The sequence below is a fragment of the Streptococcus oralis subsp. dentisani genome, assembly GCF_002096685.1.
Taxonomy (GTDB): Bacteria; Bacillota; Bacilli; order Lactobacillales; family Streptococcaceae; genus Streptococcus; species Streptococcus oralis_AD.
On the sequence record NZ_NCVA01000035.1, the window covers coordinates 15,378 to 40,205 of the forward strand.

Annotated in this window: 29 protein-coding genes and 2 pseudogenes; 12 read left to right on the top strand and 19 right to left on the bottom strand. The window is 42.9% G+C overall.

Features of this window, described 5'->3' with window-relative positions:
* Nucleotides 1–88: 88 nt before the first annotated feature.
* Nucleotides 89–781: a YwaF family protein gene (locus B7705_RS00955; RefSeq protein WP_084946958.1), complete on the bottom strand. Its 693-nt coding sequence runs from the start codon at nt 779–781 to the stop codon at nt 89–91.
* Nucleotides 782–984: 203 nt separating this feature from the next.
* Between B7705_RS00955 and gatC the strand changes: the two genes are divergently transcribed.
* The 9 genes and pseudogenes from gatC to nusB all read left to right on the top strand — a co-directional run bounded on the left by gatC (nt 985) and on the right by nusB (nt 6,633).
* The gene (gene gatC / locus B7705_RS00960) at nt 985–1,287 is read left to right on the top strand and encodes an Asp-tRNA(Asn)/Glu-tRNA(Gln) amidotransferase subunit GatC (RefSeq protein ID WP_000705412.1); all 303 of its coding nucleotides are present in this window, start codon (nt 985–987) and stop codon (nt 1,285–1,287) included.
* Nucleotides 1,287–2,753, top strand: coding sequence for an Asp-tRNA(Asn)/Glu-tRNA(Gln) amidotransferase subunit GatA (gene gatA, locus B7705_RS00965; protein WP_038804080.1), 1,467 nt, complete (start codon nt 1,287–1,289; stop codon nt 2,751–2,753). The genes gatC and gatA overlap by 1 nt, the downstream gene beginning before the upstream one ends.
* The gene (gene gatB / locus B7705_RS00970; protein ID WP_084946961.1) at nt 2,753–4,198 is read left to right on the top strand and encodes an Asp-tRNA(Asn)/Glu-tRNA(Gln) amidotransferase subunit GatB; all 1,446 of its coding nucleotides are present in this window, start codon (nt 2,753–2,755) and stop codon (nt 4,196–4,198) included. Before gatA ends, gatB begins: the two co-directional genes overlap by 1 nt.
* A 57-nt stretch (nt 4,199–4,255) precedes the next feature.
* On the top strand, nt 4,256–4,654 hold the full coding sequence (locus B7705_RS00975) for a hypothetical protein (RefSeq protein WP_084946964.1): 399 nt from the start codon (nt 4,256–4,258) through the stop codon (nt 4,652–4,654).
* A gap of 64 nt (nt 4,655–4,718) precedes the next feature.
* Nucleotides 4,719–4,850, top strand: a pseudogene (locus tag B7705_RS10115) (SPFH domain-containing protein); the annotation flags it as partial.
* Nucleotides 4,825–5,118, top strand: a pseudogene (locus B7705_RS00980) (glutamyl-tRNA amidotransferase); the annotation flags it as partial. The pseudogenes B7705_RS10115 and B7705_RS00980, both read left to right, overlap by 26 nt.
* A 128-nt stretch (nt 5,119–5,246) precedes the next feature.
* Nucleotides 5,247–5,807, top strand: coding sequence for an elongation factor P (efp, locus tag B7705_RS00985; RefSeq protein WP_000568640.1), 561 nt, complete (start codon nt 5,247–5,249; stop codon nt 5,805–5,807).
* A gap of 21 nt (nt 5,808–5,828) precedes the next feature.
* The gene (locus B7705_RS00990; RefSeq protein WP_000510598.1) at nt 5,829–6,218 is read left to right on the top strand and encodes an Asp23/Gls24 family envelope stress response protein; all 390 of its coding nucleotides are present in this window, start codon (nt 5,829–5,831) and stop codon (nt 6,216–6,218) included.
* Entirely contained in the window at nt 6,211–6,633 is a 423-nt protein-coding gene (nusB, locus tag B7705_RS00995; RefSeq protein ID WP_000203645.1) for a transcription antitermination factor NusB, read from the top strand. Before B7705_RS00990 ends, nusB begins: the two co-directional genes overlap by 8 nt.
* Nucleotides 6,634–6,681: 48 nt before the next feature.
* On the opposite strand, the gene B7705_RS01000 is transcribed toward nusB, so the two are convergent.
* From B7705_RS01000 to B7705_RS01070, 15 genes are all read right to left on the bottom strand, one after another.
* On the bottom strand, nt 6,682–7,407 hold the full coding sequence (locus tag B7705_RS01000) for a CPBP family intramembrane glutamic endopeptidase (protein WP_084946967.1): 726 nt from the start codon (nt 7,405–7,407) through the stop codon (nt 6,682–6,684).
* An 18-nt stretch (nt 7,408–7,425) separates the two neighbouring features.
* Nucleotides 7,426–7,686, bottom strand: coding sequence for a hypothetical protein (locus tag B7705_RS01005; RefSeq protein ID WP_239822329.1), 261 nt, complete (start codon nt 7,684–7,686; stop codon nt 7,426–7,428).
* An 83-nt stretch (nt 7,687–7,769) separates the two neighbouring features.
* Nucleotides 7,770–8,537, bottom strand: coding sequence for an acetyl-CoA carboxylase carboxyl transferase subunit alpha (locus tag B7705_RS01010; protein WP_084946969.1), 768 nt, complete (start codon nt 8,535–8,537; stop codon nt 7,770–7,772).
* On the bottom strand, nt 8,534–9,400 hold the full coding sequence (gene accD, locus B7705_RS01015) for an acetyl-CoA carboxylase, carboxyltransferase subunit beta (RefSeq protein ID WP_084946972.1): 867 nt from the start codon (nt 9,398–9,400) through the stop codon (nt 8,534–8,536). Before accD ends, B7705_RS01010 begins: the two co-directional genes overlap by 4 nt.
* Before the next feature lie 35 nt (nt 9,401–9,435).
* On the bottom strand, nt 9,436–10,803 hold the full coding sequence (gene accC / locus B7705_RS01020; RefSeq protein WP_084925310.1) for an acetyl-CoA carboxylase biotin carboxylase subunit: 1,368 nt from the start codon (nt 10,801–10,803) through the stop codon (nt 9,436–9,438).
* A gap of 11 nt (nt 10,804–10,814) precedes the next feature.
* The gene (gene fabZ, locus B7705_RS01025) at nt 10,815–11,237 is read right to left on the bottom strand and encodes a 3-hydroxyacyl-ACP dehydratase FabZ (protein WP_084946973.1); all 423 of its coding nucleotides are present in this window, start codon (nt 11,235–11,237) and stop codon (nt 10,815–10,817) included.
* Nucleotides 11,234–11,722, bottom strand: coding sequence for an acetyl-CoA carboxylase biotin carboxyl carrier protein (gene accB / locus B7705_RS01030; protein ID WP_084946976.1), 489 nt, complete (start codon nt 11,720–11,722; stop codon nt 11,234–11,236). The genes fabZ and accB overlap by 4 nt, the downstream gene beginning before the upstream one ends.
* 2 nt (nt 11,723–11,724) lie before the next feature.
* Nucleotides 11,725–12,960: a beta-ketoacyl-ACP synthase II gene (fabF, locus tag B7705_RS01035; RefSeq protein WP_084946978.1), complete on the bottom strand. Its 1,236-nt coding sequence runs from the start codon at nt 12,958–12,960 to the stop codon at nt 11,725–11,727.
* 27 nt (nt 12,961–12,987) lie between these two features.
* Entirely contained in the window at nt 12,988–13,719 is a 732-nt protein-coding gene (gene fabG / locus B7705_RS01040; RefSeq protein WP_084946981.1) for a 3-oxoacyl-[acyl-carrier-protein] reductase, read from the bottom strand.
* Between the two features lie 45 nt (nt 13,720–13,764).
* Nucleotides 13,765–14,685: an ACP S-malonyltransferase gene (gene fabD / locus B7705_RS01045; RefSeq protein ID WP_084946983.1), complete on the bottom strand. Its 921-nt coding sequence runs from the start codon at nt 14,683–14,685 to the stop codon at nt 13,765–13,767.
* Nucleotides 14,678–15,652, bottom strand: a complete 975-nt coding sequence (fabK, locus tag B7705_RS01050) for an enoyl-[acyl-carrier-protein] reductase FabK (protein ID WP_084946986.1) — start codon at nt 15,650–15,652, stop codon at nt 14,678–14,680. The genes fabD and fabK overlap by 8 nt, the downstream gene beginning before the upstream one ends.
* 117 nt (nt 15,653–15,769) lie before the next feature.
* The gene (locus tag B7705_RS01055) at nt 15,770–15,994 is read right to left on the bottom strand and encodes an acyl carrier protein (RefSeq protein ID WP_000257840.1); all 225 of its coding nucleotides are present in this window, start codon (nt 15,992–15,994) and stop codon (nt 15,770–15,772) included.
* 57 nt (nt 15,995–16,051) lie between these two features.
* The gene (locus B7705_RS01060) at nt 16,052–17,026 is read right to left on the bottom strand and encodes a beta-ketoacyl-ACP synthase III (RefSeq protein WP_084946987.1); all 975 of its coding nucleotides are present in this window, start codon (nt 17,024–17,026) and stop codon (nt 16,052–16,054) included.
* Complete coding sequence (gene fabT / locus B7705_RS01065) at nt 17,026–17,460, bottom strand: fatty acid biosynthesis transcriptional regulator FabT (RefSeq protein WP_000386342.1); 435 nt, start codon at nt 17,458–17,460, stop codon at nt 17,026–17,028. The genes B7705_RS01060 and fabT overlap by 1 nt, the downstream gene beginning before the upstream one ends.
* A 90-nt stretch (nt 17,461–17,550) precedes the next feature.
* The gene (locus tag B7705_RS01070) at nt 17,551–18,336 is read right to left on the bottom strand and encodes an enoyl-CoA hydratase (protein WP_001015593.1); all 786 of its coding nucleotides are present in this window, start codon (nt 18,334–18,336) and stop codon (nt 17,551–17,553) included.
* 202 nt (nt 18,337–18,538) lie between these two features.
* Here B7705_RS01070 and B7705_RS01075 point away from each other — a divergent pair, with 202 nt between their 5' ends.
* The 3 genes from B7705_RS01075 (at nt 18,539) to serS (ending at nt 21,765) form a co-directional block, all read left to right on the top strand.
* Nucleotides 18,539–19,903, top strand: a complete 1,365-nt coding sequence (locus tag B7705_RS01075; protein WP_000869646.1) for an aspartate kinase — start codon at nt 18,539–18,541, stop codon at nt 19,901–19,903.
* Between the two features lie 2 nt (nt 19,904–19,905).
* Nucleotides 19,906–20,277, top strand: coding sequence for a DUF956 family protein (locus B7705_RS01080; protein WP_000079368.1), 372 nt, complete (start codon nt 19,906–19,908; stop codon nt 20,275–20,277).
* Nucleotides 20,278–20,490: 213 nt separating this feature from the next.
* Nucleotides 20,491–21,765: a serine--tRNA ligase gene (gene serS, locus B7705_RS01085; protein WP_084946991.1), complete on the top strand. Its 1,275-nt coding sequence runs from the start codon at nt 20,491–20,493 to the stop codon at nt 21,763–21,765.
* Between the two features lie 25 nt (nt 21,766–21,790).
* Here serS and B7705_RS01090 read toward each other — a convergent pair whose 3' ends face one another.
* The 3 genes from B7705_RS01090 to B7705_RS01100 form a co-directional block, all read right to left on the bottom strand.
* The gene (locus tag B7705_RS01090; RefSeq protein WP_084946993.1) at nt 21,791–22,690 is read right to left on the bottom strand and encodes a TDT family transporter; all 900 of its coding nucleotides are present in this window, start codon (nt 22,688–22,690) and stop codon (nt 21,791–21,793) included.
* Between the two features lie 110 nt (nt 22,691–22,800).
* Nucleotides 22,801–23,349: a carboxymuconolactone decarboxylase family protein gene (locus B7705_RS01095; protein WP_084946995.1), complete on the bottom strand. Its 549-nt coding sequence runs from the start codon at nt 23,347–23,349 to the stop codon at nt 22,801–22,803.
* A gap of 129 nt (nt 23,350–23,478) precedes the next feature.
* On the bottom strand, nt 23,479–24,801 hold the full coding sequence (locus tag B7705_RS01100) for an alanine/glycine:cation symporter family protein (protein ID WP_084946999.1): 1,323 nt from the start codon (nt 24,799–24,801) through the stop codon (nt 23,479–23,481).
* Between the last annotated feature and the right edge of the window lie 27 nt (nt 24,802–24,828).

Genomic DNA, 24,828 nt, shown 5'->3' on the forward strand with positions numbered 1-24,828 from the left:
TTACATTGGATTTTACCATTCCTTTCAACTCTCCATTATATCGGATTTTGGGGAGTTTTTCAATTGCTCATCCGATGAAAAAGGTAAGCTAGAGCACAGATTTCACCTGATTTCTCTTTTCCCACCGTTTTTTGAACAAGATATCAAAGAGAAGCAAAGCTAGAGAAAGAATAACCGACACAAGGAGGTACTTTAGCCATAGAGGAGCATTCGAGATAAATGGTGTATCCCTTAAGAGGCCATAATTTCCACCAGTCACCTGATTAACCCCAACTAGAAAGAGATTGAGAACGAAAGTATAGACTACGATCATACACTTCTTAAGTAAGTTCTTGTCATAGTGATTCATCAAGTAAACCAAGGAATTCACCAAAAGGGCATAGTGTCCAATCAAAAATGAAAAACTAGTGATATGGGGGAAATCATAGGGGTCAAAAACGGGGTAAACCAAGGCAAATACCGCTCCACTTGCTCCTAAGAGGGCAAAATATTGCTTGCTCCGCCATTTATCTGGTAAGAAAACTACCGCAAACATGGCTAAACGGCAATGATAAAAAGGGAGACTGTTTGAAAATGGAATCTCAAAACCAACATACCAGCTATATAGGGCTAGTAACTGGAGGATCTGAATCCCCTTAAACAAGTAGACAAATTTTAGATTTTTGTGATAAGCAAGTGCTCCATAAATACAAAGCACTAAGAGAAGCATCATGATTCCGTACCAAAAAGGAGGAATGGGAGGAGGAACGGTTTGAAATCTTGTAAAAAAATTATGTAGCATATTTTCTATCCTAACTCATCTTTCGAGGAATTCTTCCTACATTAATCTCTAGTCTCACTCAATTTTTCTTTTAGTTTAACTATTATAGCGAATTAAAAGCGATTTTTCAATTTCTATTTCTTTTCAGTTCGGCTCCCTTATTTATCGGAAAATATGGTAAAATAGAACAGACTAAAAATCATCATTTCACGAAAGGATGCAAGATGAAAATTACGCAAGAAGAGGTAACACACGTTGCCAATCTTTCAAAATTAAAATTCTCTGAAGAAGAAACTGCTGCCTTTGCGACAACCTTGTCTAAAATTGTTGACATGGTTGAATTGCTGGGCGAAGTCGACACAACTGGTGTCGCACCTACTACGACCATGGCTGACCGCAAGACCGTACTCCGCCCTGATGTGGCCGAAGAAGGAACAGACCGTGACCGCTTGTTTAAAAACGTACCTGAAAAAGAAAACTACTATATTAAGGTACCAGCTATCCTAGATGATGGAGGAGATGCCTAATGACTTTTAATAACAAAACGATTGAAGACTTGCACAACCTCCTTGTATCTAAGGAGATTTCAGCTACTGAATTGACACAAGCCACGCTTGAAGATATCAAGTCTCGCGAGAAAGCTATCAATGCTTTTGTCACTATCGCTGAAGAACAAGCCCTTGCTCAAGCTAAAGCCGTTGATGAAGCTGGAATTGACGCGGATAATGTCCTTTCAGGAATTCCACTGGCTGTTAAGGATAATATTTCTACTGACGGCATCCTCACAACTGCAGCCTCAAAAATGCTCTACAACTACGAGCCAATCTTTGATGCGACAGCCGTTGCCAATGCCAAAGCTAAGGGTATGATCGTTGTTGGGAAAACCAACATGGACGAATTTGCCATGGGTGGTTCTGGTGAGACTTCCTACTACGGCGCAACAAAAAATGCTTGGGACCACAGCAAGGTTCCTGGTGGTTCATCAAGCGGTTCTGCTGCAGCTGTAGCTTCAGGGCAAGTCCGCTTGTCACTTGGTTCTGATACGGGTGGTTCCATCCGCCAACCTGCTGCCTTCAACGGGATTGTTGGTCTCAAACCAACCTACGGAACGGTTTCTCGTTTCGGTCTCATTGCCTTCGGTAGCTCATTAGACCAGATTGGACCTTTTGCGCCAACTGTTAAAGAAAATGCCCTCTTGCTTAATGCGATTGCCAGCGAAGATGCTAAAGACTCTACTTCTGCTCCTGTCCGCATCGCTGACTTTACTTCAAAAATCGGCCAAGACATCAAGGGAATGAAAATTGCTTTGCCTAAGGAATACCTTGGTGAAGGGATTGACCCAGAGGTTAAGGAAACCATTCTGAATGCAGCCAAACACTTTGAAAAGCTTGGTGCCATCGTTGAAGAAGTCAGCCTTCCTCACTCTAAATACGGTGTTGCCGTTTACTACATCATCGCTTCATCAGAAGCATCCTCAAACTTGCAACGCTTTGACGGTATCCGTTACGGCTACCGCGCAGAGGATGCGACGAATCTTGATGAAATCTATGTAAACAGCCGTAGCCAAGGTTTCGGTGAAGAAGTAAAACGCCGTATCATGCTAGGAACTTTCAGCCTTTCATCAGGTTACTATGATGCCTACTATAAGAAAGCTGGTCAGGTCCGTACCCTCATCATCCAAGATTTCGAAAAAGTCTTTGCGGATTACGACTTGATTTTGGGACCAACTGCTCCAAGCGTTGCCTATGATTTGGACTCACTCAACCACGACCCCGTTGCCATGTACTTGGCTGACCTTTTGACCATCCCAGTCAACTTAGCAGGTCTCCCAGGAATTTCAATTCCTGCTGGATTTGCTCAAGGTCTACCAGTCGGTCTCCAATTGATCGGTCCTAAGTACTCTGAGGAAACCATTTACCAAGCTGCTGCTGCCTTTGAAGCAACAACAGACTACCACAAACAACAACCCGTGATTTTTGGAGGTGACAACTAATGAACTTTGAAACAGTCATTGGACTTGAAGTCCACGTAGAGCTCAACACCAATTCAAAAATCTTCTCACCAACTTCTGCTCACTTTGGAAATGACCAAAATGCCAACACCAACGTGATTGACTGGTCTTTCCCAGGAGTACTTCCGGTTCTCAATAAAGGGGTTGTCGATGCTGGTATCAAGGCCGCTCTTGCCCTCAACATGGACATCCACAAAAAGATGCACTTCGACCGCAAGAACTACTTCTACCCTGATAATCCAAAAGCCTACCAAATTTCTCAGTTTGATGAGCCAATCGGCTACAACGGCTGGATTGAAGTGGAGCTAGAAGACGGTACGACCAAGAAAATCGGTATCGAGCGCGCTCACTTGGAAGAAGATGCTGGTAAAAACACCCACGGTACAGATGGCTACTCTTATGTTGACCTCAATCGCCAAGGGGTGCCATTGATTGAGATTGTTTCTGAAGCCGACATGCGTTCGCCAGAAGAAGCCTATGCTTATCTGACTGCCCTCAAGGAAGTCATCCAGTACGCTGGCATTTCAGACGTTAAGATGGAAGAAGGTTCCATGCGTGTGGATGCCAACATTTCGCTTCGCCCTTATGGTCAAGAGAAATTCGGTACCAAGACTGAGTTGAAAAACCTCAACTCCTTCTCTAACGTCCGTAAGGGGCTTGAATACGAAGTCCAACGACAAGCTGAAATCCTTCGCTCAGGTGGTCAAATCCGCCAAGAAACACGCCGTTACGATGAAGCTAACAAAGCAACTATCCTCATGCGTGTCAAAGAAGGTGCTGCTGACTACCGCTACTTCCCAGAACCAGACCTACCACTCTTTGAAATCTCAGATGAGTGGATTGAGGAAATGCGCACAGAATTGCCAGAGTTTCCAAAAGAACGCCGTGCGCGCTACGTATCTGACCTTGGCTTGTCAGACTACGATGCTAGCCAGTTGACGGCAAACAAAGTCACTTCGGACTTCTTTGAAAAAGCTGTTGCCCTCGGTGGCGATGCCAAACAAGTTTCTAACTGGCTCCAAGGTGAAGTCGCTCAGTTCTTGAACGCCGAAGGTAAAACACTGGAACAAATCGAATTAATACCAGAAAACTTGGTAGAAATGATTGCCATCATCGAAGACGGCACGATCTCTTCTAAGATTGCCAAGAAAGTCTTTGTCCACCTGGCTAAAAATGGCGGTGGCGCGCGTGAATACGTGGAAAAAGCAGGCTTGGTGCAAATCTCAGATCCAGATGTCTTGATCCCAATCATCCACCAAGTCTTTGCGGATAATGAAGCAGCCGTTGCCGACTTCAAGTCAGGCAAACGCAACGCAGACAAGGCCTTCACAGGATTCCTTATGAAGGCAACTAAAGGCCAAGCCAACCCACAAGTTGCCCTTAAACTCCTTGCACAGGAATTGACGAAGTTGAAAGAAAGTGAGTAATTTACTCTTTATACACTTTTTTCTACTTTTAAGACGAGAATGAGACAAGGAGAATAAATGAACAAATTTTTACGATTGCTATTTGTCTTAGTCATCATCGCTATGTTAGGCGCTTCTATACTACAAATTTTCTTTCCATCGTACATGGGAAGCCACTCCGGGTACGGAATATCTGCTGGTTGGCAACGAGAAATTGGAATATGGAATTTAGCTGTATTGATTATTATTCTCGCTGTCAATATTAAATACGATTGGTTCTATCTACGAATCGCACTTCTTGCTCTCATTATTGGCGGAATTGGAATAGGAACAAATCACTTACTCAATTATATGGAGTATCGCTCTCCTGTAAATGCTATCGGTGCTTTTGAAAATTACTTGCTAGCAATAGGATGGATTGTGGGATGGCTCATCGAACACCATTCCATAAAGAAGCTAAATGCTAGTAAATCTTAGATGATTTTTAAAGGTTATCAAATAATTTAATAATTATTCGAGTTATGAAATCAACCTTTTCAATAGTCTCAATTCCAATCAAAAACCCTTCAACGAACTCGCTAAACAAAAGATCAACAAGGTTTGGACAGGCCTCTACGAGATTGAAGCAACCAGTATCTTGCTTGAAGACCTCAGCTATGACCAAGAAAGTCTTTGTCCACCTGGCTAAAAATGGCGGTGGCGCGCGTGACTACGTGGAAAAAGCAGGCTTGGTCCAAATCTCAGATCCAGCTATCTTGATTCCAATTATCCACCAAGTCTTTGCTGATAACGAAGCCGCTGTTGCCGACTTCAAATCAGGCAAACGAAACGCAGACAAGGCCTTCACAGGATTCCTTATGAAGGCAACCAAAGGCCAAGCCAACCCACAAGTTGCTCTTAAACTACTTGCCCAGGAATTGGCGAAGTTGAAAGAAAACTAGACAAAACAAAACCAGCCCTAAGGTTGGTTTTTTCTTCTCTACCAACTCCCAATAACTATTTTGGCTTTATTTCCAGAGTATTTTATGGTAAAATGAGGAGTAATAATATTTATTAAAGAGGTAAAAACATGATTGAAGCAAGTAAATTAAAAGCTGGTATGACCTTTGAAACAGCTGACGGAAAATTGATCCGCGTTTTGGAAGCTAGCCACCACAAACCAGGTAAAGGGAACACGATCATGCGTATGAAATTGCGTGATGTCCGTACTGGTTCTACATTTGACACAAGCTACCGTCCAGAGGAAAAATTTGAACAAGCCATCATCGAGACTGTCCCAGCTCAATACTTGTACAAAATGGATGACACAGCATACTTCATGAATACAGAAACTTACGACCAGTACGAAATCCCTGTAGTCAATGTTGAAAACGAATTGCTTTACATCCTTGAAAACTCTGATGTAAAAATCCAATTCTACGGAACTGAAGTGATTGGTGTCACCGTTCCTACTACTGTTGAATTGACAGTTGCTGAAACTCAACCATCTATCAAAGGCGCTACTGTTACAGGTTCTGGTAAACCAGCAACGATGGAAACTGGACTTGTCGTAAACGTTCCAGACTTCATCGAAGCAGGACAAAAACTCGTTATCAACACTGCAGAAGGAACTTACGTTTCTCGTGCCTAATCTCTAGAAAGAGGTCATTCTATGGGAATTGAAGAACAACTTGGCGAAATCGTTATCGCCCCACGTGTACTTGAAAAAATCATTGCTGTTGCTACTGCAAAGGTAGAGGGCGTACACTCTTTTTCAAACAAATCAGTATCTGACACCCTTTCAAAACTTTCGCTCGGCCGCGGTGTCTATCTTAAAAACGTGGACGAAGAACTCACAGCTGATATCTACCTCTACCTTGAGTACGGAGTAAAAGTTCCTAAGGTAGCTGTTGCTATCCAAAAAGCTGTCAAAGATGCAGTCCGTAATATGGCTGATGTAGAACTCGCTGCTATCAATATCCACGTTGCAGGTATCGTTCCAGATAAAACACCAAAACCAGACTTGAAAGACTTGTTTGATGAGGATTTCCTCAATGACTAGTCCACTATTAGAATCTAGACGTGAGCTCCGTAAATGCGCTTTTCAAGCTCTCATGAGCCTTGAGTTCGGTACAGATGTCGAAACTGCTTGTCGTTTCGCCTACACACACGATCGTGAAGATACGGATGTGCAACTTCCAGCCTTTTTGACAGAGCTAGTTTCTGGTGTTCAGGCTAAAAAGGAAGAACTAGACAAGCAAATCACACAGCATTTAAAAGCAGGTTGGACCATTGAACGTTTAACGCTCGTGGAGAGAAACCTCCTTCGCTTGGGAGTCTTTGAAATCACTTCATTTGACACCCCTCAGCTAGTTGCTGTTAATGAAGCTATCGAGCTTGCAAAGAACTTCTCAGATCAAAAGTCTGCCCGTTTTATCAATGGACTGCTCAGCCAGTTTGTAACAGAAGAACAGTAAATAGAAAAAGTGTTTGACAACTATCAAACACTTTTTTCTTTGCCCCCACTATCTAAAAAAGTGGTAATAGACATAATTATAAACAAAAATCCAGATGGGTTTTGCATAAATGAGAAAGTTGAAAAAACTATGACAGAGGATGGTGATTTTTAAGTTCTTTGTCCAACGGTAGACAAGGGCATAGAAGAGACCGCCTAAACTATAACTAATCAAACTGATAGGATCTCGGTGAGTTAGGATCAAATGACTAAGTCCAAAGATAAGAGCAGATAGGATAACATCCAAATAATACTTGGACTGGGGAAAGAAGGTATTCATAAAATACCCTCTATCAATTAGTTCCTCTGATATAGGTGCGACGACTACTGTTAAAATAAAACCGAGAACGGTTGATAGAAAAGTTGGTTGTCCATTTGAATAAAGGATAGAAAGTAGCTTTTGAAAAATATACTTGTTATCAACTAAATAGTGATACTGTATCTGAAAAGCATCCACCAATTGACGAACAAAATAACAAGCTACTAGACTGACTACAAGGGGAAAAATCGTTGACCAAGTCCAAGCCTTTTTTTCAAAGATAAAGAGCATCTCTTTCTTTTTTAACCAAAAGACAAATAAGACTACAAGAACTAGTTCCCAAACAAGTGAAATGATAGAATAGCCATCTATCCCCCATCCCAATATCTTAGTTAGATGCATAATCCATAACTCTGGTAGATAAACCGATAGAAATACCAGTGATGTATAGACTCCCAAGTGCCCTAGTTTTTTCATACTTATCCCTTTAATTTATTAATAGCCAATACCATAAGCACGTCTAGTCGCATGAGTCAGTATTGTACTCCATTCTGTCGCTAAACTATATGCATATGGCGAATCCCAATGTCTATCATCAACTAACCAAATCATTCGACCACCTGAAACTTGGTCTAACTCTTCAGATGAAAGAACTGTAAATGTATCTGTACCTGTCGTTGCAAGTACCTCCTTAAAATAGATTGTTGTAGGCTTGCATCTACAGTATACATCTTTTTTGTCTATTTTATAGTCCATCTCCTCAACTATCAATTTTTCGTCCTGAAATGTATGTTCTCTAGAAAAAATGCTAGAACCTTTACTCAGTTCTAGCTTTCTTTTTAGTATTTTCTAAACCGTTGGTAACGTTCTTCGAGGAGCTGTTCCAAGGCTAAGCCTTGCAAGCGGTCAAGCTCTGCACGCAATTCATTTTTAACACGAGCTTGCAGTTCCTTACTGGAAAGCCCTGCTTCTGAGATTACCTTGTCCACGATTCCCATTTCTAGGAGTTCGTGTGAAGTGATTTTCATCAACTCTGCCGCCTCCATGGCACGGCTTCCATCCTTCCAAAGGATAGAGGCAAAGCCTTCTGGACTGAGTACGGCATAGATCGAATTTTCCAGCATCCAGACACGATCAGCAACAGCTAGTGCTAATGCACCTCCAGACCCGCCTTCACCGATAATAATCGCGATGATTGGAACCTTGAGGTCACTCATTTCCATCAGGTTTCGGGCAATTGCTTCACCTTGTCCACGTTCCTCGGCTCCTACACCAGGGTAAGCACCCGCCGTATTGATAAAGGTCACAACTGGACGGCCAAACTTTTCTGCCTGTTTCATCAAACGAAGAGCCTTGCGATAGCCTTCTGGATGGGGTTGTCCGAAATTCCGTTTGAGGTTATCATGAAGACTCTTCCCCTTTTGGATACCGACGACTGTGACTGCTTGGTCACCTAACCAGCCAATTCCACCAATGACCGCACCATCGTCTCGGAAAGAGCGATCTCCATGCAATTCGATAAATTCATCGAAGATTCCATTGGCAAAATCAAGGGCTGTCAAGCGACTTTGCTCGCGTGCCTCTCTGACTATTTTTGCAATATTCATCCGCGACTTCCTCCATGCAATCTCACTAATTTAGCAATTGTTTCTGGTAGTTCTCTACGTTTGACAATTGCATCAACAAATCCATGTTCAAGCAAAAATTCTGCCTTTTGGAAATCATCCGGCAAGGTCTCACGAACTGTATTTTCGATAACACGACGCCCAGCAAAACCAACTAAACTCTGGGGCTCTGCTAGGATAATGTCACCTTCCATAGCAAAAGAAGCTGTCACTCCGCCTGTTGTCGGATCCGTCAAAATAGTTAGGTAAAAAAGTCCTGCCTTGGAATGACGTTGAACTGCCGCAGAAATCTTAGCCATCTGCATCAAGCTCATGATTCCTTCTTGCATGCGGGCTCCACCAGAAGCTGTGAAGAGTACGACTGGCAAGTTTTCTACCGTTGCATACTCAAACAAGCGCGTGATTTTTTCACCCACAACGGTTCCCATAGAAGCCATGATAAAGTTAGAATCCATGATCCCAAGGGCAACTTTTTCTCCCTTGATGCTAGCTGTACCAGTCAGGACAGCTTCATCCAGTCCTGTCTTTTCACGCATAGTAGCAAGTTTTTTCTGGTAGCCAGGAAAGTTTAATGGATCTTGAGTTTCAATACCTGTAAACATCTCCACAAAGCTGTCAGAATCAATCGTCAAATCCAAGCGTTCCTGAGCTGAAATACGGAAAGTATAGCTACAATGGGGACAAATTCGTTCGCTCCCAAGATCCTTTTGGTAAATGGTGTGTTTACAACCAGGACACTGGGAGAAGAGTTCATCCGGAACCTCAGGCTTGGCTTGTGGTTTCTGCCTTACGGAACGGTTAGGATTGATCCGAATATACTTATCCTTTTTACTAAATAGAGCCATAACTCCCCCTTTTAGTTCTCATACTGTTTGAAAGTCTATTCTTTTTCTTGGTATTTTGGCAAGAAAGTTTCCATCAAGAAGGAAGTATCGTAGTCACCAGCGATAACTCGGCGGTCTGAAATCAGATCCAACTGGAAGTCTGCATTGGTTTGCACTCCTTCAATATCAAGTTCATAAAGTGCCCGTTGCATCTTCATAAGAGCGTCAAAACGATTCTCCCCATGAACAATGATTTTAGCAATCATACTATCATAGTAAGGAGGAATGGTATAGCCTGGATAGACTGCCGAGTCCACACGCAAGCCAACTCCACCACTTGGTAGATAGAGATTGGTAATTTTACCTGGGCTTGGAGCAAAGTTAAATGCTGGATTTTCCGCATTGATCCTGCACTCGATAGCATGGCCTCGTAGGACGATATCTTCTTGTTTGAAAGGTAAAGGTTGCCCGGCTGCAATGCGAATCTGCTCCTTCACGATATCAACACCTGAAACAAACTCTGTGACTGGGTGTTCAACTTGCACACGAGTATTCATTTCCATGAAGTAGAAATTGCCACTCGCTTCATCGAGAAGAAATTCAATTGTTCCTGCATTTTCATAGCCAACAGACTCTGCTGCACGAACGGCTGCAGCACCAATTTCATGACGAAGGGTTTTGCCAATCGCAATGGATGGGCTTTCTTCTAAGATTTTTTGGTTATTCCGTTGGAGTGAACAATCCCGTTCACCAAGATGGACAACATGACCCTCTTGATCTGCAAGAATCTGAACTTCGATATGACGAGCTGGATAAATCACACGCTCAAGATACATAGCGCCATTCCCAAAATTGGCCTTGGCTTCACTGGATGCTGTCTCAAAGGCTGCGACCAAGTCTTCTGCCTTTTCAACCTTACGAATCCCTTTTCCACCACCACCTGCCGATGCCTTAAGCATGACTGGATAGCCAATCTTTTCTGCAACTGCAAGTGCCTCTTCAGCTGTGTGAACTTCACCATCAGATCCTGGGATAACTGGAACCCCAGCCTTGATCATTTGCTCACGCGCATTGATCTTATCTCCCATGGTATCCATTACAGCTCCAGAAGGACCGATAAACTTAATCCCTACTTCATCACACATCGTGGCAAACTTGGAGTTTTCGCTAAGAAAACCAAAACCTGGGTGGATAGCTTCTGCCTCTGTCAAGACTGCAGCCGATAAAATAGCGTTGATATTGAGATAAGACTCTGTCGCCTTACCAGGTCCGATACAGATAGCTTCATCCGCTAGGAGTGTGTGAAGAGCTTCCTTATCAGCAGTTGAATAGACTGCTACGGTCGCAATGCCCAATTCACGCGCAGCCCGAATAATGCGAACCGCAATCTCACCACGGTTGGCAATCAAAATTTTACGAAACATGGAGAACCTCCTTAGTTTCCAATTGCAAAGGTAAGAGTACCACTCGCTGCGAGCTTACCATCCACTTCAGCCTTTGCTTCAACCACGGCGATTGTACCACGACGTTTGACAAAAGTAGCCGTCATGACTAATTGATCACCTGGTACAACTTGCTTCTTGAACTTAACCTTGTCCATGCCAGCGTAGAAGACCAGTTTCCCTTTATTTTCAGGTTTGGACAATTCCAAGACACCAGCAGTCTGAGCCAAGGCCTCCATGATAAGAACACCTGGCATGACTGGGTATCGAGGAAAATGACCATTGAAGAAAGGTTCGTTGATGGTCACATTTTTAATGGCAACAATGGTATCCTCGCTCACTTCCAAGATACGGTCCACTAGGAGCATGGGGTAGCGATGGGGTAGAGCTTCTTTGATTCCTTGAATATCGATCATTTGATACGTACCAATCCTTTACCGAACTCAACCATTTCTTCATTTGAAACGAGAATTTCTGTCACCACACCATCCTTAGGTGCAGGAATCTCATTCATGACCTTCATGGCTTCGATGATCACCAAAGTCTGGCCTTTTTTAACACTGTCTCCAACTGTAACGAAGGCAGGTTTATCTGGTCCAGCAGCCAAGTAAGCCACCCCTACAAGTGGGCTCTCAACAACATCACCCTCCAGAGCAACCGTCGTTTCAGCTGGTACTGGAGCTTCTTCCACTGCACTCTCTACTGGAGTTGAAGGGGTAGAAACTACTGGACTTGCAGCTACTGCAGTTGGCACTGGAGCAACTTGAGCTGGTGCTTCAGAAGCCATTCTTGCTTCATTCTTACTAAACTGCAATTCGTCCGTTCCATTTTTATAAGAAAATTCTCTCAAACTTGATTGATCAAATTGAGCCATCAAGTCCTTGATCTCATTTAAATTCATAATTATTTATTCTCCCAACGTTTGAAAGCAAGAACCGCATTGTGTCCACCAAAACCAAAAGTGTTTGAAATAGCATAAGGGATTTCTTGCTCCAAGCCTTGTCCATAAACGACATTCGCTTCGATATAATCTGATAACTCACTTGTTCCAGCTGTTTTTGGCACGAAGTTATGACGCATAGCTTCGATGGTAGCAATTGCTTCTACTGCCCCTGCAGCCCCAAGCAAGTGTCCTGTAAAGGACTTGGTTGAAGATACAGGGACTTCTTTACCAAGGATAGCTACGATCGCACCACTTTCTCCTTTTTCATTAGCAGGAGTTGAAGTTCCGTGGGCGTTGACATAAGCCACTTGCTCTGGAGAAATTTCTGCTTCTTCCAAAGCAAGTTTAATCGCCTTGATCGCACCTTGACCTTCTGGATGAGGTGAAGTCATATGGTAAGCATCACAGGTATTACCATAACCAACTACTTCAGCCAAGATAGTTGCACCACGTTTTTCAGCATGTTCCAGACTCTCAAGAACCAACATACCAGATCCTTCTCCCATCACAAAACCATTACGATCTTTGTCAAATGGAATAGAAGCACGGGTAGGATCTTCTGTCGTAGAAAGAGCTGTCAGAGCTTGGAAACCAGCAATGGCAAATGGAGTGATAGATGCTTCTGATCCTCCAACTAACATGACATCTTGGAAACCAAACTTGATAGAACGGAAAGCATCCCCAATGGCATCGTTTGATGAGGCACAGGCTGTATTGATTGATTTACAGATACCGTTTGCTCCGAAACGCATGGCAACATTTCCTGAAGCCATATTTGGCAAGGCTTTTGGAAGTGTCATTGGTTTAACGCGTTTTGGACCTTTTTCATGAAGACGAATAACCTGATCTTCGATTTCTTTAATTCCCCCAATACCAGAAGCTACGATGACACCGAAGCGATCTTTATCGATTGCTTCTACATCAAGATTTGCATTTGTCACCGCTTCTTGAGCCGCATACAAGGCATACAAAGAATAGTTGTCAAAACGGTTGGTATCTTTTTTGACAAAGTATTTATCAAATGGGAAATCTTGAACTTCTGCCGCATTATGCACAGCAAATTCGCTATGGTCAAACTTAGTGATTTCTCCAATTCCAATCTTCCCAGTTTGCAAACTGTTCCAAAATTCTTCTGGAGTATTTCCGATAGGAGAGGTCAATCCGTAACCTGTTACTACAACTCGATTTAGTTTCATCTGTCTTACCTATATCTTTCCTTATTTTTACATGCTAAGTCCGCCATCAACAGCGAGAACTTGTCCAGTCAAATAATCCTGTCCAGCCAGGAACACTGTGGCATCTGCGATATGTTCTGCTTGACCAAAATGCTTCATTGGGATTTGGGCCAATGTCGCTTCCTTGACCTTATCAGATAAAACAGCAGTCATATCTGACTCGATCATTCCTGGTGCAAGAGCATTTACGCGTACATTGCGATTGGCAACTTCACGTGCTACTGACTTGGTAAAACCAATCAAACCTGCTTTAGAAGCTGCATAGTTGGCTTGTCCGATATTTCCCATCAAACCGACCACACTAGACATGTTGATAATCGCACCTTCGCGTGCCTTGATCATCTGTTTCAAGACTGCTTGCGTCATGTTGAAGGCACCTGTCAAGTTGATCTTAATCACTTTTTCAAAGTCTTCTTCGGTCATCTTGAGCATAAGCGTATCTTGAGTGATCCCAGCATTGTTGACCAAAACATCAACAGAACCGAGTTCTGCAATCGCTTGATCTACCATACGCTTGGCATCTGCAAAGTCTGAAACATCACCTGATATCGGTACTACTTTGACACCGTAGTTTGAAAACTCAGCCAGCAATTCTTCTGAGATTGCTCCTCGGCTATTCAAAATTACATTAGCGCCTAGTTGGGCAAATTTGTGAGCAATGGCAACTCCGATACCACGACTTGAACCTGTTACAAAGACATTTTTGTTTGTAAGTTGCATTCTATTTCTCCTGTTTCCTGTTGTATTTTGTGGGAGAAGGGATCATTAGTTTCCTAACAAAGCATCCAAGCTTGCTTGATCTTCAACGTTGGCTAGCTTAGCTGTTTTATCAATCTTTTTGACAAATCCTGACAGGACTTTCCCTGGACCAATTTCAATAAAATTGATCACACCAGCATCCTGCATCACAGCAATACTTTCATAAAAACGAACAGGTTCTTTGACCTGACGCGTCAAAAGCTCTTGGATTCGATCTTTTTCCATAACAGCAGCTTCCGTATTGCCGACTAGTGGGCAAGTGAAATCAGAGAAACTCACTCCATCAAGAGCTTCAGCTAGTTGCTGACTGGCTGGCTCTAAAAGTGCTGTATGGAAAGGACCAGATACATTTAAAGGAATCAATCGTTTTGCTCCTGCTTCCTGCAAGAGTTCAACTGCGCGGTCAACCGCAGCCACCTCACCACCGATAACGATTTGGCTTGGGGTGTTGTAGTTAGCTGGAGTCACTACTCCAACTTTAGAGGCTGTTTCACAAGCTTCCTCAATCACTTCAACTGGAGTATTAAGAACGGCTACCATTTTACCAGAACCAGCTGGCGCCGCCTCTTCCATATAAGCTCCACGTTTGGCAACCAGGGCAACTCCCTCTTCAAAGTCCAAGGCTCCGCTAGCTACTAAAGCAGAATATTCACCAAGGGATAAACCTGCTACCATATCTGGCTGATAGCCCTTTTCTTTCAATAGTCGGTAAATAGCAACCGAAGTCGCTAAAATAGCTGGTTGCGTATAGCGAGTCTGGTTTAACTTGGTTTCTTCCTTATCAATCAAGTCACGAAGGTCATAACCCAAAACCTGACTGGCTTGGTCAATTGTTTCCTTGACGATAGGGTAGCGATCATAGAGATCACGCCCCATTCCTAGATACTGAGCACCTTGACCTGCAAATAGAAAGGCTGTTTTAGTCATTTCTTACAACTCCTGCCCAACGAGAGGCTTCTTCTTGAATTTTCTTGGCTGCGCCATAATATAGATCTTTTAGGATTTCTTCTACAGTTTCCTCTTTAGAAACCAAACCAGCGATCTGACCTGCCATGACAGACCCACCTTCTACATCTCCATGAACAACGGCTTTAGCAAGAGCACCAGCTCCCATTTGTTCAAAGATTTCTAAATCTGGATTTTCTTGTTTAAAGGCATCTTTTTCAGCCTGCTCAAAGTCACGTGTCAACTGATTTTTAATGGCACGAACAGCATGTCCAAAGTGTTGAGCTGAAATAGTCGTATCGATATCACGCGCTTTTAAGATTTTTTCCTTGTATTTTGGATGGGCGTTAGATTCCTTAGCTACTACGAAACGCGTACCGACTTGAACGGCCTCAGCACCAAGCATAAAGCCTGCAGCGACACCTTCACCGTCCGCAATTCCTCCAGCTGCGATAACTGGAATCGAAACAGCTGTAGCAACCTGACGAACCAAGGTCATCGTTGTTAGTTTCCCAATATGTCCACCAGCTTCCATTCCCTCTGCAATAACCGCATCTGCACCAATTTTTTCCATGCGTTTTGCCAAAGCAACACTAGGAACAACAGGAATAACTGTAATGCCTGCATCATGGAAACGAGTCATGTATTTACTTGGATTTCCTGCACCAGTTGTAACCACCTTGACCCCTTCTTCGATCACGAGATCAACGATGTCTTCTACAAATGGAGACAGGAGCATAATGTTAACACCAAAAGGTTTATCCGTAAGTGATTTGATTTTATCGATATTAGCCTTTACGACCTCTTTAGGTGCATTTCCACCACCGATGATCCCTAGACCACCAGCTTTTGATACCGCACCAGCCAAGTCACCATCCGCAACCCAGGCCATGCCTCCTTGAAAAATAGGATAATCAATGTTCAATAATTCTGTAATACGTGTTTTCATAGTGCCTCCATCATTCCTTGCTTACGTAATAGTTCGATGAGTTTATCATTTGAGTCTCAAACTATTACCTAAACAAGAGGGAGCGGGTCTCCCCTACTCCTTCTAGTAATATGTTAATTATTTTGTTTGCTCTTCAACGTAGGCAACCAAGTCACCAACTGTTTTCAAGTTATCTTCTGCTTCGATTTGGATATCGAAAGCATCTTCGATTTCAGAGATTACTTGGAACAAGTCCAATGAATCTGCATCCAAATCATCAAAAGTAGATTCAAGTGTTACTTCTGATGCGTCTTTTCCAAGTTCTTCAACGATAATTTCTTGTACTTTTTCAAATACTGCCATGATAGGACTCCTTTAAAATATAAAAAATTTATAACTATGTGTTTACCACATGATTACCTAGATTGTAAGAATGAGTGTGCCCCATGTCAAACCTCCACCGAAGCCTGATAGGAGAATCGTCTGGCTACCATCTAAACGAATATTACCATTCTCCACACACTCTGAGAGCAAAATCGGGATACTTGCTGCACTGGTATTTCCATACTCCATCATATTGGCAGGAAGCTTGTCTCGGTCCACACCGATTTTCTTAGCCATCTTATCCAAAATGCGGATATTTGCCTGATGAAGCAAGAGATAATCCAAGTCCGATGCTGCGATTGGACCATTTTCAATGGTTTCTTTGATCGATCTAGCAACATCACGATTTGCAAAATCAAAAACTGCTCGTCCATCCATCTTCAGAAAAGCAGGAACTGCTTCTTGATCTGAGAAAGGCGAAGCCAAAGCCGTTTGACCATAGGTCAAACACTCGCTCCGAGAACCATCCGTATAGAGACTTTCCACAAGGAAGTGCCGTGTATCGCTCGCTTCCAAGAGAACGCCACCAGCACCATCTCCAAAGAGAACAGCTGTCGAACGATCCGACCAGTCAACAGCCTTAGACAAGGTCTCAGCTCCGATAACAATCCCTTTTTTGAACTGTCCAGAGCTTAAAAATTTTTCAGCAGTTGAGAGAGCGAATACAAAGCCACTGCAAGCTGCTGTCAGATCAAAGGCGAAAGCTCTGTGCGCTCCGATATTTGCCTGAACTCGAGCTGCCGTAGAAGGCATCATCGAATCAGGAGTAATCGTCGCTACAATGATAAAATCAATCTGATCCGCTGTTAAGCTCCCTTTAGCCAGCAAACTCTTAGCAACTTCTGTCGCCAAGTCACTTGTAGACTCTGTTTTTGAGATATGTCTCTGTTTAATTCCTGTCCGACTTGAAATCCACTCATCGCTTGTATCCATAATTTGAGCCAAGTCCTGATTAGTGACCACTTGCTCTGGAACATAATGAGCAACCTGGCTTATTTTTGCAAAAGCCATTATTTCAAATCCTCCAAAAATTGATAAAGGTTAGTCAAGCCCCTGCCCATCACTTCTATTTCTTCAGAACTCATACCATCGATAATTTTCTCGACCATGGCCTTGTGGAAACGTTTATGAAGGCGGTGAACCAAACGACCTTTCTTTGTCAAATGCAGATAGACCACACGACGATCCTGATCAGAACGAATGCGCTCAACATAACCTTTTCTTTCGAGATTATTCAAGCTGGTCGTAACAGTTCCAAGAGTTACCATCAGTTCTTTTGAAACCTTACTTGGTGTTGCCTCTGGGAACTTGCCAATCACATCAATCGTGTGCATTTCTTTGATGGAGATGTCTTTGAAACGACTACCTCGTAAGCTAACCTCCTCAATCACAAGGACATTATTAAAAATAGATGTTAAATACTCATTCACTTGTTGGTAGTCCAAAGTATTCCCTCCTTCTCAAAAAAACTTTTGCATTCAAAACATTTGACACAAAAAGTATATCAAACTTCAAAGAATTGTGCAAGTATTTTTTTATTTTCCTGAAAATTTTGGTCGTCTTCTTTCAGAATGAGCTCGAACCCCTTCTTTAAAATCTTCAGTCAAAGACAAAGATTCTTGCAGTTTCAATTCCAATTCAGCATAATTCTGCCAATCCTTAAATTGGCTTTCCCAAACCAACTTTTTAATGGCTGCGTATGAGTTTGCTGAGCCTCGTCTTAATTTCTTCAGAACTTGTTCTCTAGTTTTTTCTAATTTATCAGCTTCGCAGACACGGTATACCACGCCCCATTCCAGTGCTTTTTCCGCAGTCAAAGCTTCTCCTGTCATGGCAAGTTGCGCAGCTCGTGTTACCCCGATACTACGACTCAAGAGATGAATTCCACCAGCGTCCGGCGCCAATCCAACTCCAACAAAGGCTTGGATGAATTTTGCCTTATCAGTCGCCAAACAAAAATCGACTGCTACTGCCATATTTGCTGCAGCACCAGCAACTGCTCCATCTACCTCCATCAAAACAGGTTTAGGAATTTGCTTGATTTTAAAAGAAATTGTATTGACCAATTCTGCAATCTTATTCAAAGAAGGGATATCATCTTCATCCACTGCACGCTTCATCTCAACCAGATCTCCCCCAACTGAAAAGACCTTCCCATTAGCGTTAATCAAGATAAACTGAACAGTTTGATCCTGCTCTGCTAGAGTCAAAGCTTCTAAAATTTCCTCACACATTGGGATATGGAAACCGTTTGCCACTTCGGGACGATTCAAAGTGATGATAGCAAGATCATCTACGATCTGATATAAGATATGATTCATAGCTTCTCCTTTTATAAGGTGATAAAATTATTTCATTGTCAAAGTATACCTTTTTTTAGATAAAGAGGCAAGAGAAAACCAATCGAAAGTGTCTCGGCTGATCAAAACGCTCACTTTATCCTAAAGACTATACTATTTTCTTCATTGAAAAAAGCCCCTCTTTCTGCTATAATCGTATAAAATACTTACTTGAGGAGTCCCTATGAAGGTTGTAAAATTTGGCGGAAGCTCTCTTGCCTCTGCTAGTCAGTTAGAAAAAGTTTTAAACATCGTTAAAAGTGATAAAGAACGCCGTTTTGTAGTCGTTTCTGCACCCGGAAAACGCAATGCTGATGATACCAAGGTTACCGACGCTTTGATCAAATACTATCGTGACTATGTAGCGGGAAATGATATCAGCAAGAGCCAAAACTGGATCATCGATCGCTATGCGGCTATGGTGAGCGAACTAGGCTTAAAACCATCAGTTCTAGAAAAAATTTCTAAAAGCATCCGTGCCTTAGCGACTCTTCCTATTGAAGAAAATGACTTTCTCTATGACACCTTCCTAGCGGCTGGAGAAAACAACAATGCCAAACTTATCGCAGCTTACTTTAACCAAAACGGCATCGATGCACGCTATGTTCATCCAAGAGAGGCTGGAATCGTTGTCACAAGTGAACCAGGAAACGCACGTATCATTCCATCTAGTTATGACAAGATTGAAGGCTTGGCTGATAGCAACGAAGTCCTTGTCATCCCTGGTTTCTTTGGAGTTACGAAAGAAAATCAAATCTGTACCTTCTCACGTGGTGGATCCGATATCACAGGTTCTATCATAGCTGCAGGTGTCAAAGCCGACCTTTATGAAAACTTTACAGATGTCGATGGTATCTTTGCTGCCCATCCAGGTATCATTCACCAGCCTCATTCTATCCCTGAATTGACCTACCGTGAAATGCGGGAATTGGCTTATGCAGGTTTCTCAGTCCTTCACGATGAAGCTCTGCTCCCTGCCTACCGGGGGAAAATCCCTCTCGTTATCAAGAATACCAACAACCCTGACCATCCAGGTACTCGTATCGTTCTAAAGCATAGCAGTGATAAATTCCCCGTCGTTGGAATCGCTGGTGATTCTGGCTTTGTCAGCATCAACATGTCGAAATACCTCATGAACCGTGAAGTTGGATTTGGTCGCAAGGTTCTGCAAATCCTTGAAGATCTTAACATCGGTTGGGAACACATGCCAACAGGTATCGATGATCTTTCAATCATCCTCCGTTCCCGCGAATTGACTCCTATCAAGGAAGAAGAAATTCTGCGTCAGCTCGTTCAAAAGGCTGAAGTGGACCATGCTGAAATCGAACATGATCTTTCAATTATTATGATTGTCGGGGAAAAGATGAAGAGTCATATCGGGGTAACTGCTACTGCCACACGTGCTTTGTCTGAGAATAAAATCAACATCCAGATGATGTCCCAAGGGTCAAGTGAAGTTTCCATCATGTTTGTTGTCAATAAAGAGCAAGAGAAGGCCGCTATTAAGGCGCTCTATCATGCCTTTTTCGGTGAAAGTAAGGAAGACTAATCATGGCTCAATCACTCAATAAAGTCATTGACCTCCAAACCACTGGGACATCTTACCTCTCTATCTCTGGAAAAGTTGGAAAATTTCTAGTTGGGGATCAAGCCTTAGAGTTTTATCCTGATGTCAATGTCGAACAATATATCCAGATCCCCTGGTCCAGCATTCAGCAAATTGGAGCTAACGTAAATGGCCGTAAAATCAGCCGTCACTTTGAAGTCTTCACCGATCAAGGTAAATTCCTCTTTGCCTCAAAAGACTCTGGGGCTATCCTCAAAATCGCTCGGGAAAAATTAGGAAATGACAAGGTTGTGAAACTTCCGACTCTGCTCCAGACCATTGGACAAAAATTTAAAAATCTATTTGCAAAAAAGTAGAAACTTTAGTATAATCATAGCAACGGATAAGTAGGTTATCCTCTTCTTTCAGAAAGTCTGCGGATGCTGCGAGCAGATAGGAGGGATAGGTGAAATTCTACCGTTATCAACAATTAAATACAGAATCAAGTGCACACCTGTGAAGTTGGATGGAACCGTGGCCCTGCCACTCCAACGCTTTGTTAGGTGTGCTTTTTTCATAAAGGAGTTTTTATGTTAGATATCAAACGTATTCGTACAGACTTTGATGCTGTCGCTGAAAAACTAGCTACACGTGGTGTAGATGCTGCTGTTTTGAATGAAATGAAAGAAATCGATGCTAAACGCCGTGACATCTTGGTCAAGGTCGAAAACCTCAAGGCAGAACGTAACACAGTTTCTGCAGAGATTGCTCAAGCCAAGCGCAATAAGGAAAATGCTGATGACAAGATTGCTGCTATGCAAGCTCTCTCTGCTGAAGTAAAATCTCTCGATGCTGAATTGGCAGAAATCGATGCTAAATTGACAGAATTTACGACTACACTTCCAAACATTCCTGCTGACAGCGTTCCTGTTGGAGCTGATGAGGATGACAACGTTGAAGTTCGCCGTTGGGGAACTCCACGCGAGTTTGACTTCGAACCAAAAGCTCACTGGGTTCTGGGTGAAGACCTTGGTATTCTTGACTGGGAACGTGGTGGAAAAGTGACGGGAGCTCGCTTCCTCTTCTATAAAGGACTTGGAGCTCGTTTGGAACGTGCTATCTACAACTTCATGTTGGATGAGCATGGTAAAGAAGGCTATACGGAAGTTATCACACCTTACATTGTTAACCATGACTCAATGTTTGGTACTGGTCAATATCCAAAATTCAAGGAAGATACCTTTGAATTGAGTGACACCAACTATGTACTCATTCCTACTGCTGAAGTGCCTCTTACAAACTACTACCGTGATGAAATCCTTGATGGAAAAGACCTACCAATTTACTTCACTGCTATGAGCCCATCATTCCGTTCTGAAGCTGGTTCTGCTGGTCGTGATACACGTGGCTTGATTCGTTTGCACCAATTCCACAAGGTTGAAATGGTCAAATTTGCCAAACCAGAAGAATCATATGAAGAATTAGAAAAAATGACAGCCAACGCTGAAAATATTCTTCAAAAGCTTAATCTTCCATACCGTGTGGTCGCGCTCTCTACTGGAGATATGGGCTTCTCAGCTGCCAAAACTTACGATTTGGAAGTTTGGATTCCAGCCCAAAATACCTACCGTGAAATCTCAAGCTGTTCAAATACTGAAGATTTCCAAGCTCGTCGTGCCCAAATCCGTTACCGTGATGAAGCCGATGGCAAGGTGAAACTCCTTCACACCTTGAACGGTTCTGGACTTGCAGTTGGACGTACAGTGGCTGCTATTCTTGAAAACTACCAAAATGAAGATGGTTCTGTAACTATTCCAGAAGCACTTCGTCCATATATGGGTGGAGCTGAAGTTATCAAACCATAAAAAATAAGGCCTAGCTAGAAAATAGCTAGACCTTTTTTCGTAACCAAATCAGATAAGCACCCAAGACAAAGAATAAAATAGTGAGGCAAATAACGGTTTCAGCCAAGACCAGATAATCCAGAAATGGAAGTTTCAAAATTCCCTGAGCCATTTTAAGCGATGTAGCTGTGATGATGGCTGGGAAGGTTAAGGCTGAGAAAGCTGGTTGAAAGCCTTGTTTTAAAATGTTAGGCAAGCGAGTCAAAACGAAGATGAAAAAAGACTGAGAGACAAGCATCAGCAGTAACAAGGCCCAGGTCGGAAGAGTAACTCCACCGATACGCACCAGAGCTGCTAAGAGCAAAGAAAAAGGAGCGCAGTAGATTCCTTCTTGCCCTAGCAGGGCTGGAGTCAATGGTTTTTTCTTTAAATCACTGTAAATCAACGGATAGAGAAAACAAGTAGCTAGAAAGCCGAAAGTCACCGTTAGATAGGCAATCTGAATCAGACCAACGACTGGATAGGTCAAGGCTGCCACTGCTATTCCCACATAAAGGACTGTCCAGCTTGGTGTTGCACTAGCTCTTTCCTCCACTCCCACAAAACGACGAGAAAAATAAGCAATCAAAGCAAGATCCAAGAGAAATGAAAACCACCACAAAAGCTGGGCTAGGATTGGCAAAGACGGAACTAGTCGCAAGACATAAGTCGAGAAAATCATCCCCGCCATAGGAAAAGTAGCCATTCCTGACAAAAGAGGAGGCTTGGTAAATTCTCGCTTGGTTTCCTTCCAACTAAACAAATGCAGAATTAGAAAGTATATCCACAAAATCAAACCTGTCAGACTAAACAGATGGGACAGAACCGGCAACGTATCTAAAATAAGATTTCCAGCACCTGCCAAACCTAACAAACAACCAGAAAATACCAAGGGGAGTTTTTTCATGGCAACCTCCGTTAATCATATTATTATCAGTATAGCATAAAAACCCTTAAAATAGCATAGAAAAATGAAGACTGGGGCACTCAGCCTTCATTTTTTCTTCATGATTCCAACTAGGCATAGGGTTGCAATTCTGGGTTAATTGGCGTATTGGCTAGGTTGTTGGCATAGTTGCAAAGACTGGCTAGGCTGACACCGAGAACCACATCCAAGGCATTTTGCTGGGTATAGCCAGCTTCTAAAAATTCACTAAGCGCTTCATCGCCTACACGACCCTTGGTATTGATGACTGCCAAGGTAAACTTGGCCAGAGTATCTAGCTTAGGATCTGCCTCAATTGGAGTGCGATTACGAAGGGCTTGGAGAAGATCATCGTTCATCTGGATTTGTTTGATTGAAAAAGCGGTGTGACCCGCGACGCAGAAAGCACATCCATTGGTCACGGCTGCCGTGATTTGCACCACTTCCCTCTCAACTGGGGTTAGGCTATTGCGGCGGTTGATGGCTCCGACAGTTCGATAGGCTTCTAGGGCGGTAGGAGCATTGGCCAAGAGACCAATCAGATTGGGAATATAGCCATTGTTATCTTTTTGTACTGTTTCCAGAACTTCTTTTACTTCTGCTGGAGCTGATTCTACTGTATGGATGGTAAATCTTGTCATAAGGAACCTCTTTTCATTTTATTGTCATTTAGTCTATCATAGAATTTCTTCTTTGGATAATATATATTTTCAATTGCCATGATAGGAAATGTTTATGAAATGAAAAATCACACTAAAAGTGTGATTGGATTAGTTCTTAAAATACTTCTTAGTCTCAGCAATAACAACTGGTGATAAAACTAAGAGGGCTATCAAGTTTGGCAAAGCCATCAAGGCATTGACGATATCAGCAATGATCCAAACCATATCCAACTCGATAAATCCTCCCAACAAGACCATGACTACAAAGACTACACGGTAAAGCCAGATAAAACGAACACCGAAGAGAAACTCGAAACAGCGCTCTCCATAATAGTTCCAACCTAAAATCGTCGTAAAGGCAAAGAGTACAAGGAAGATGGTCAAGAGGGCAGGTCCAAAGTGTGAAAAAACTGTTGAAAAGGCTGACTGGGTCAAGGCAACACCATTTAAATCTCCGCTCCAAACACCAGTTACCAAGATTGTCAGACCTGTCAGAGTACAGATTATCAAAGTATCAATAAAGGTTCCTGTCATGGAAATCAAGCCTTGCTCTACAGGCTCATTAGTCTTAGCTGCAGCCGCTGCAATCGGAGCTGAACCAAGACCAGATTCGTTAGAGAAGACTCCTCGCGCCACACCATTCTGGATAGCCATCCGAATGCTGGCACCTGCAAAACCACCTACGGCAGCAGCTGGACTAAAGGCTGAAGTAAAGATGAGGGCAAGTGTGGCTGGGATTTTCTCGATATTAAAGAGAATAACTGTAAGAGTCCCTAAAATATAGACAATAGCCATAAAAGGAACGACTGCTGTCGAAACCTTTGAAATGGATTTGAGGCCACCAAAGACGGCAATCCCTACAAAAATGGATAAAATCAGAGCCGTGATAGCTGGATCAACTTGGGCTGTATTTTGAATGGATTCTGTAATCGAATTGACCTGGGTAAAGGTACCAATCCCTAGAAGCGCCACTAATACACCAGCTAGGGCAAAGAAGATAGCAAGTGGTCGCCACTTTTCTCCCATCCCCAAAAGGATGTAATGCATGGGGCCTCCAGCTACAGCTCCATTTGCATCCTTAGTACGGTATTTGATGGCCAGTAAGCCTTCGGCATACTTGGTCGCCATCCCAAAGAAAGCCGCCATCCACATCCAAAAGAGGGCCCCTGGTCCCCCAACCTTAATGGCTGTTGCGACCCCGATGATATTTCCCGTACCAACGGTGGCTGCTAGAGCCGTACAGAGAGCAGCAAAGCTCGACACATCGCCATGTCCCTTGTCCTTGGTGAAAATTAACTGAAAAGCCTTAGGGAGTCGAGCTACCTGCAAAAGGCCTAGTCGGATGGTCAGATAAATACCCGTCCCGACCAATAAGATTAAGAGGGGAGGTCCCCAAACGAAAGCATCAAGCGCTTTAAGCAATTCTAACATGTCCTTCTCCTATCTTTCAACCCCAAA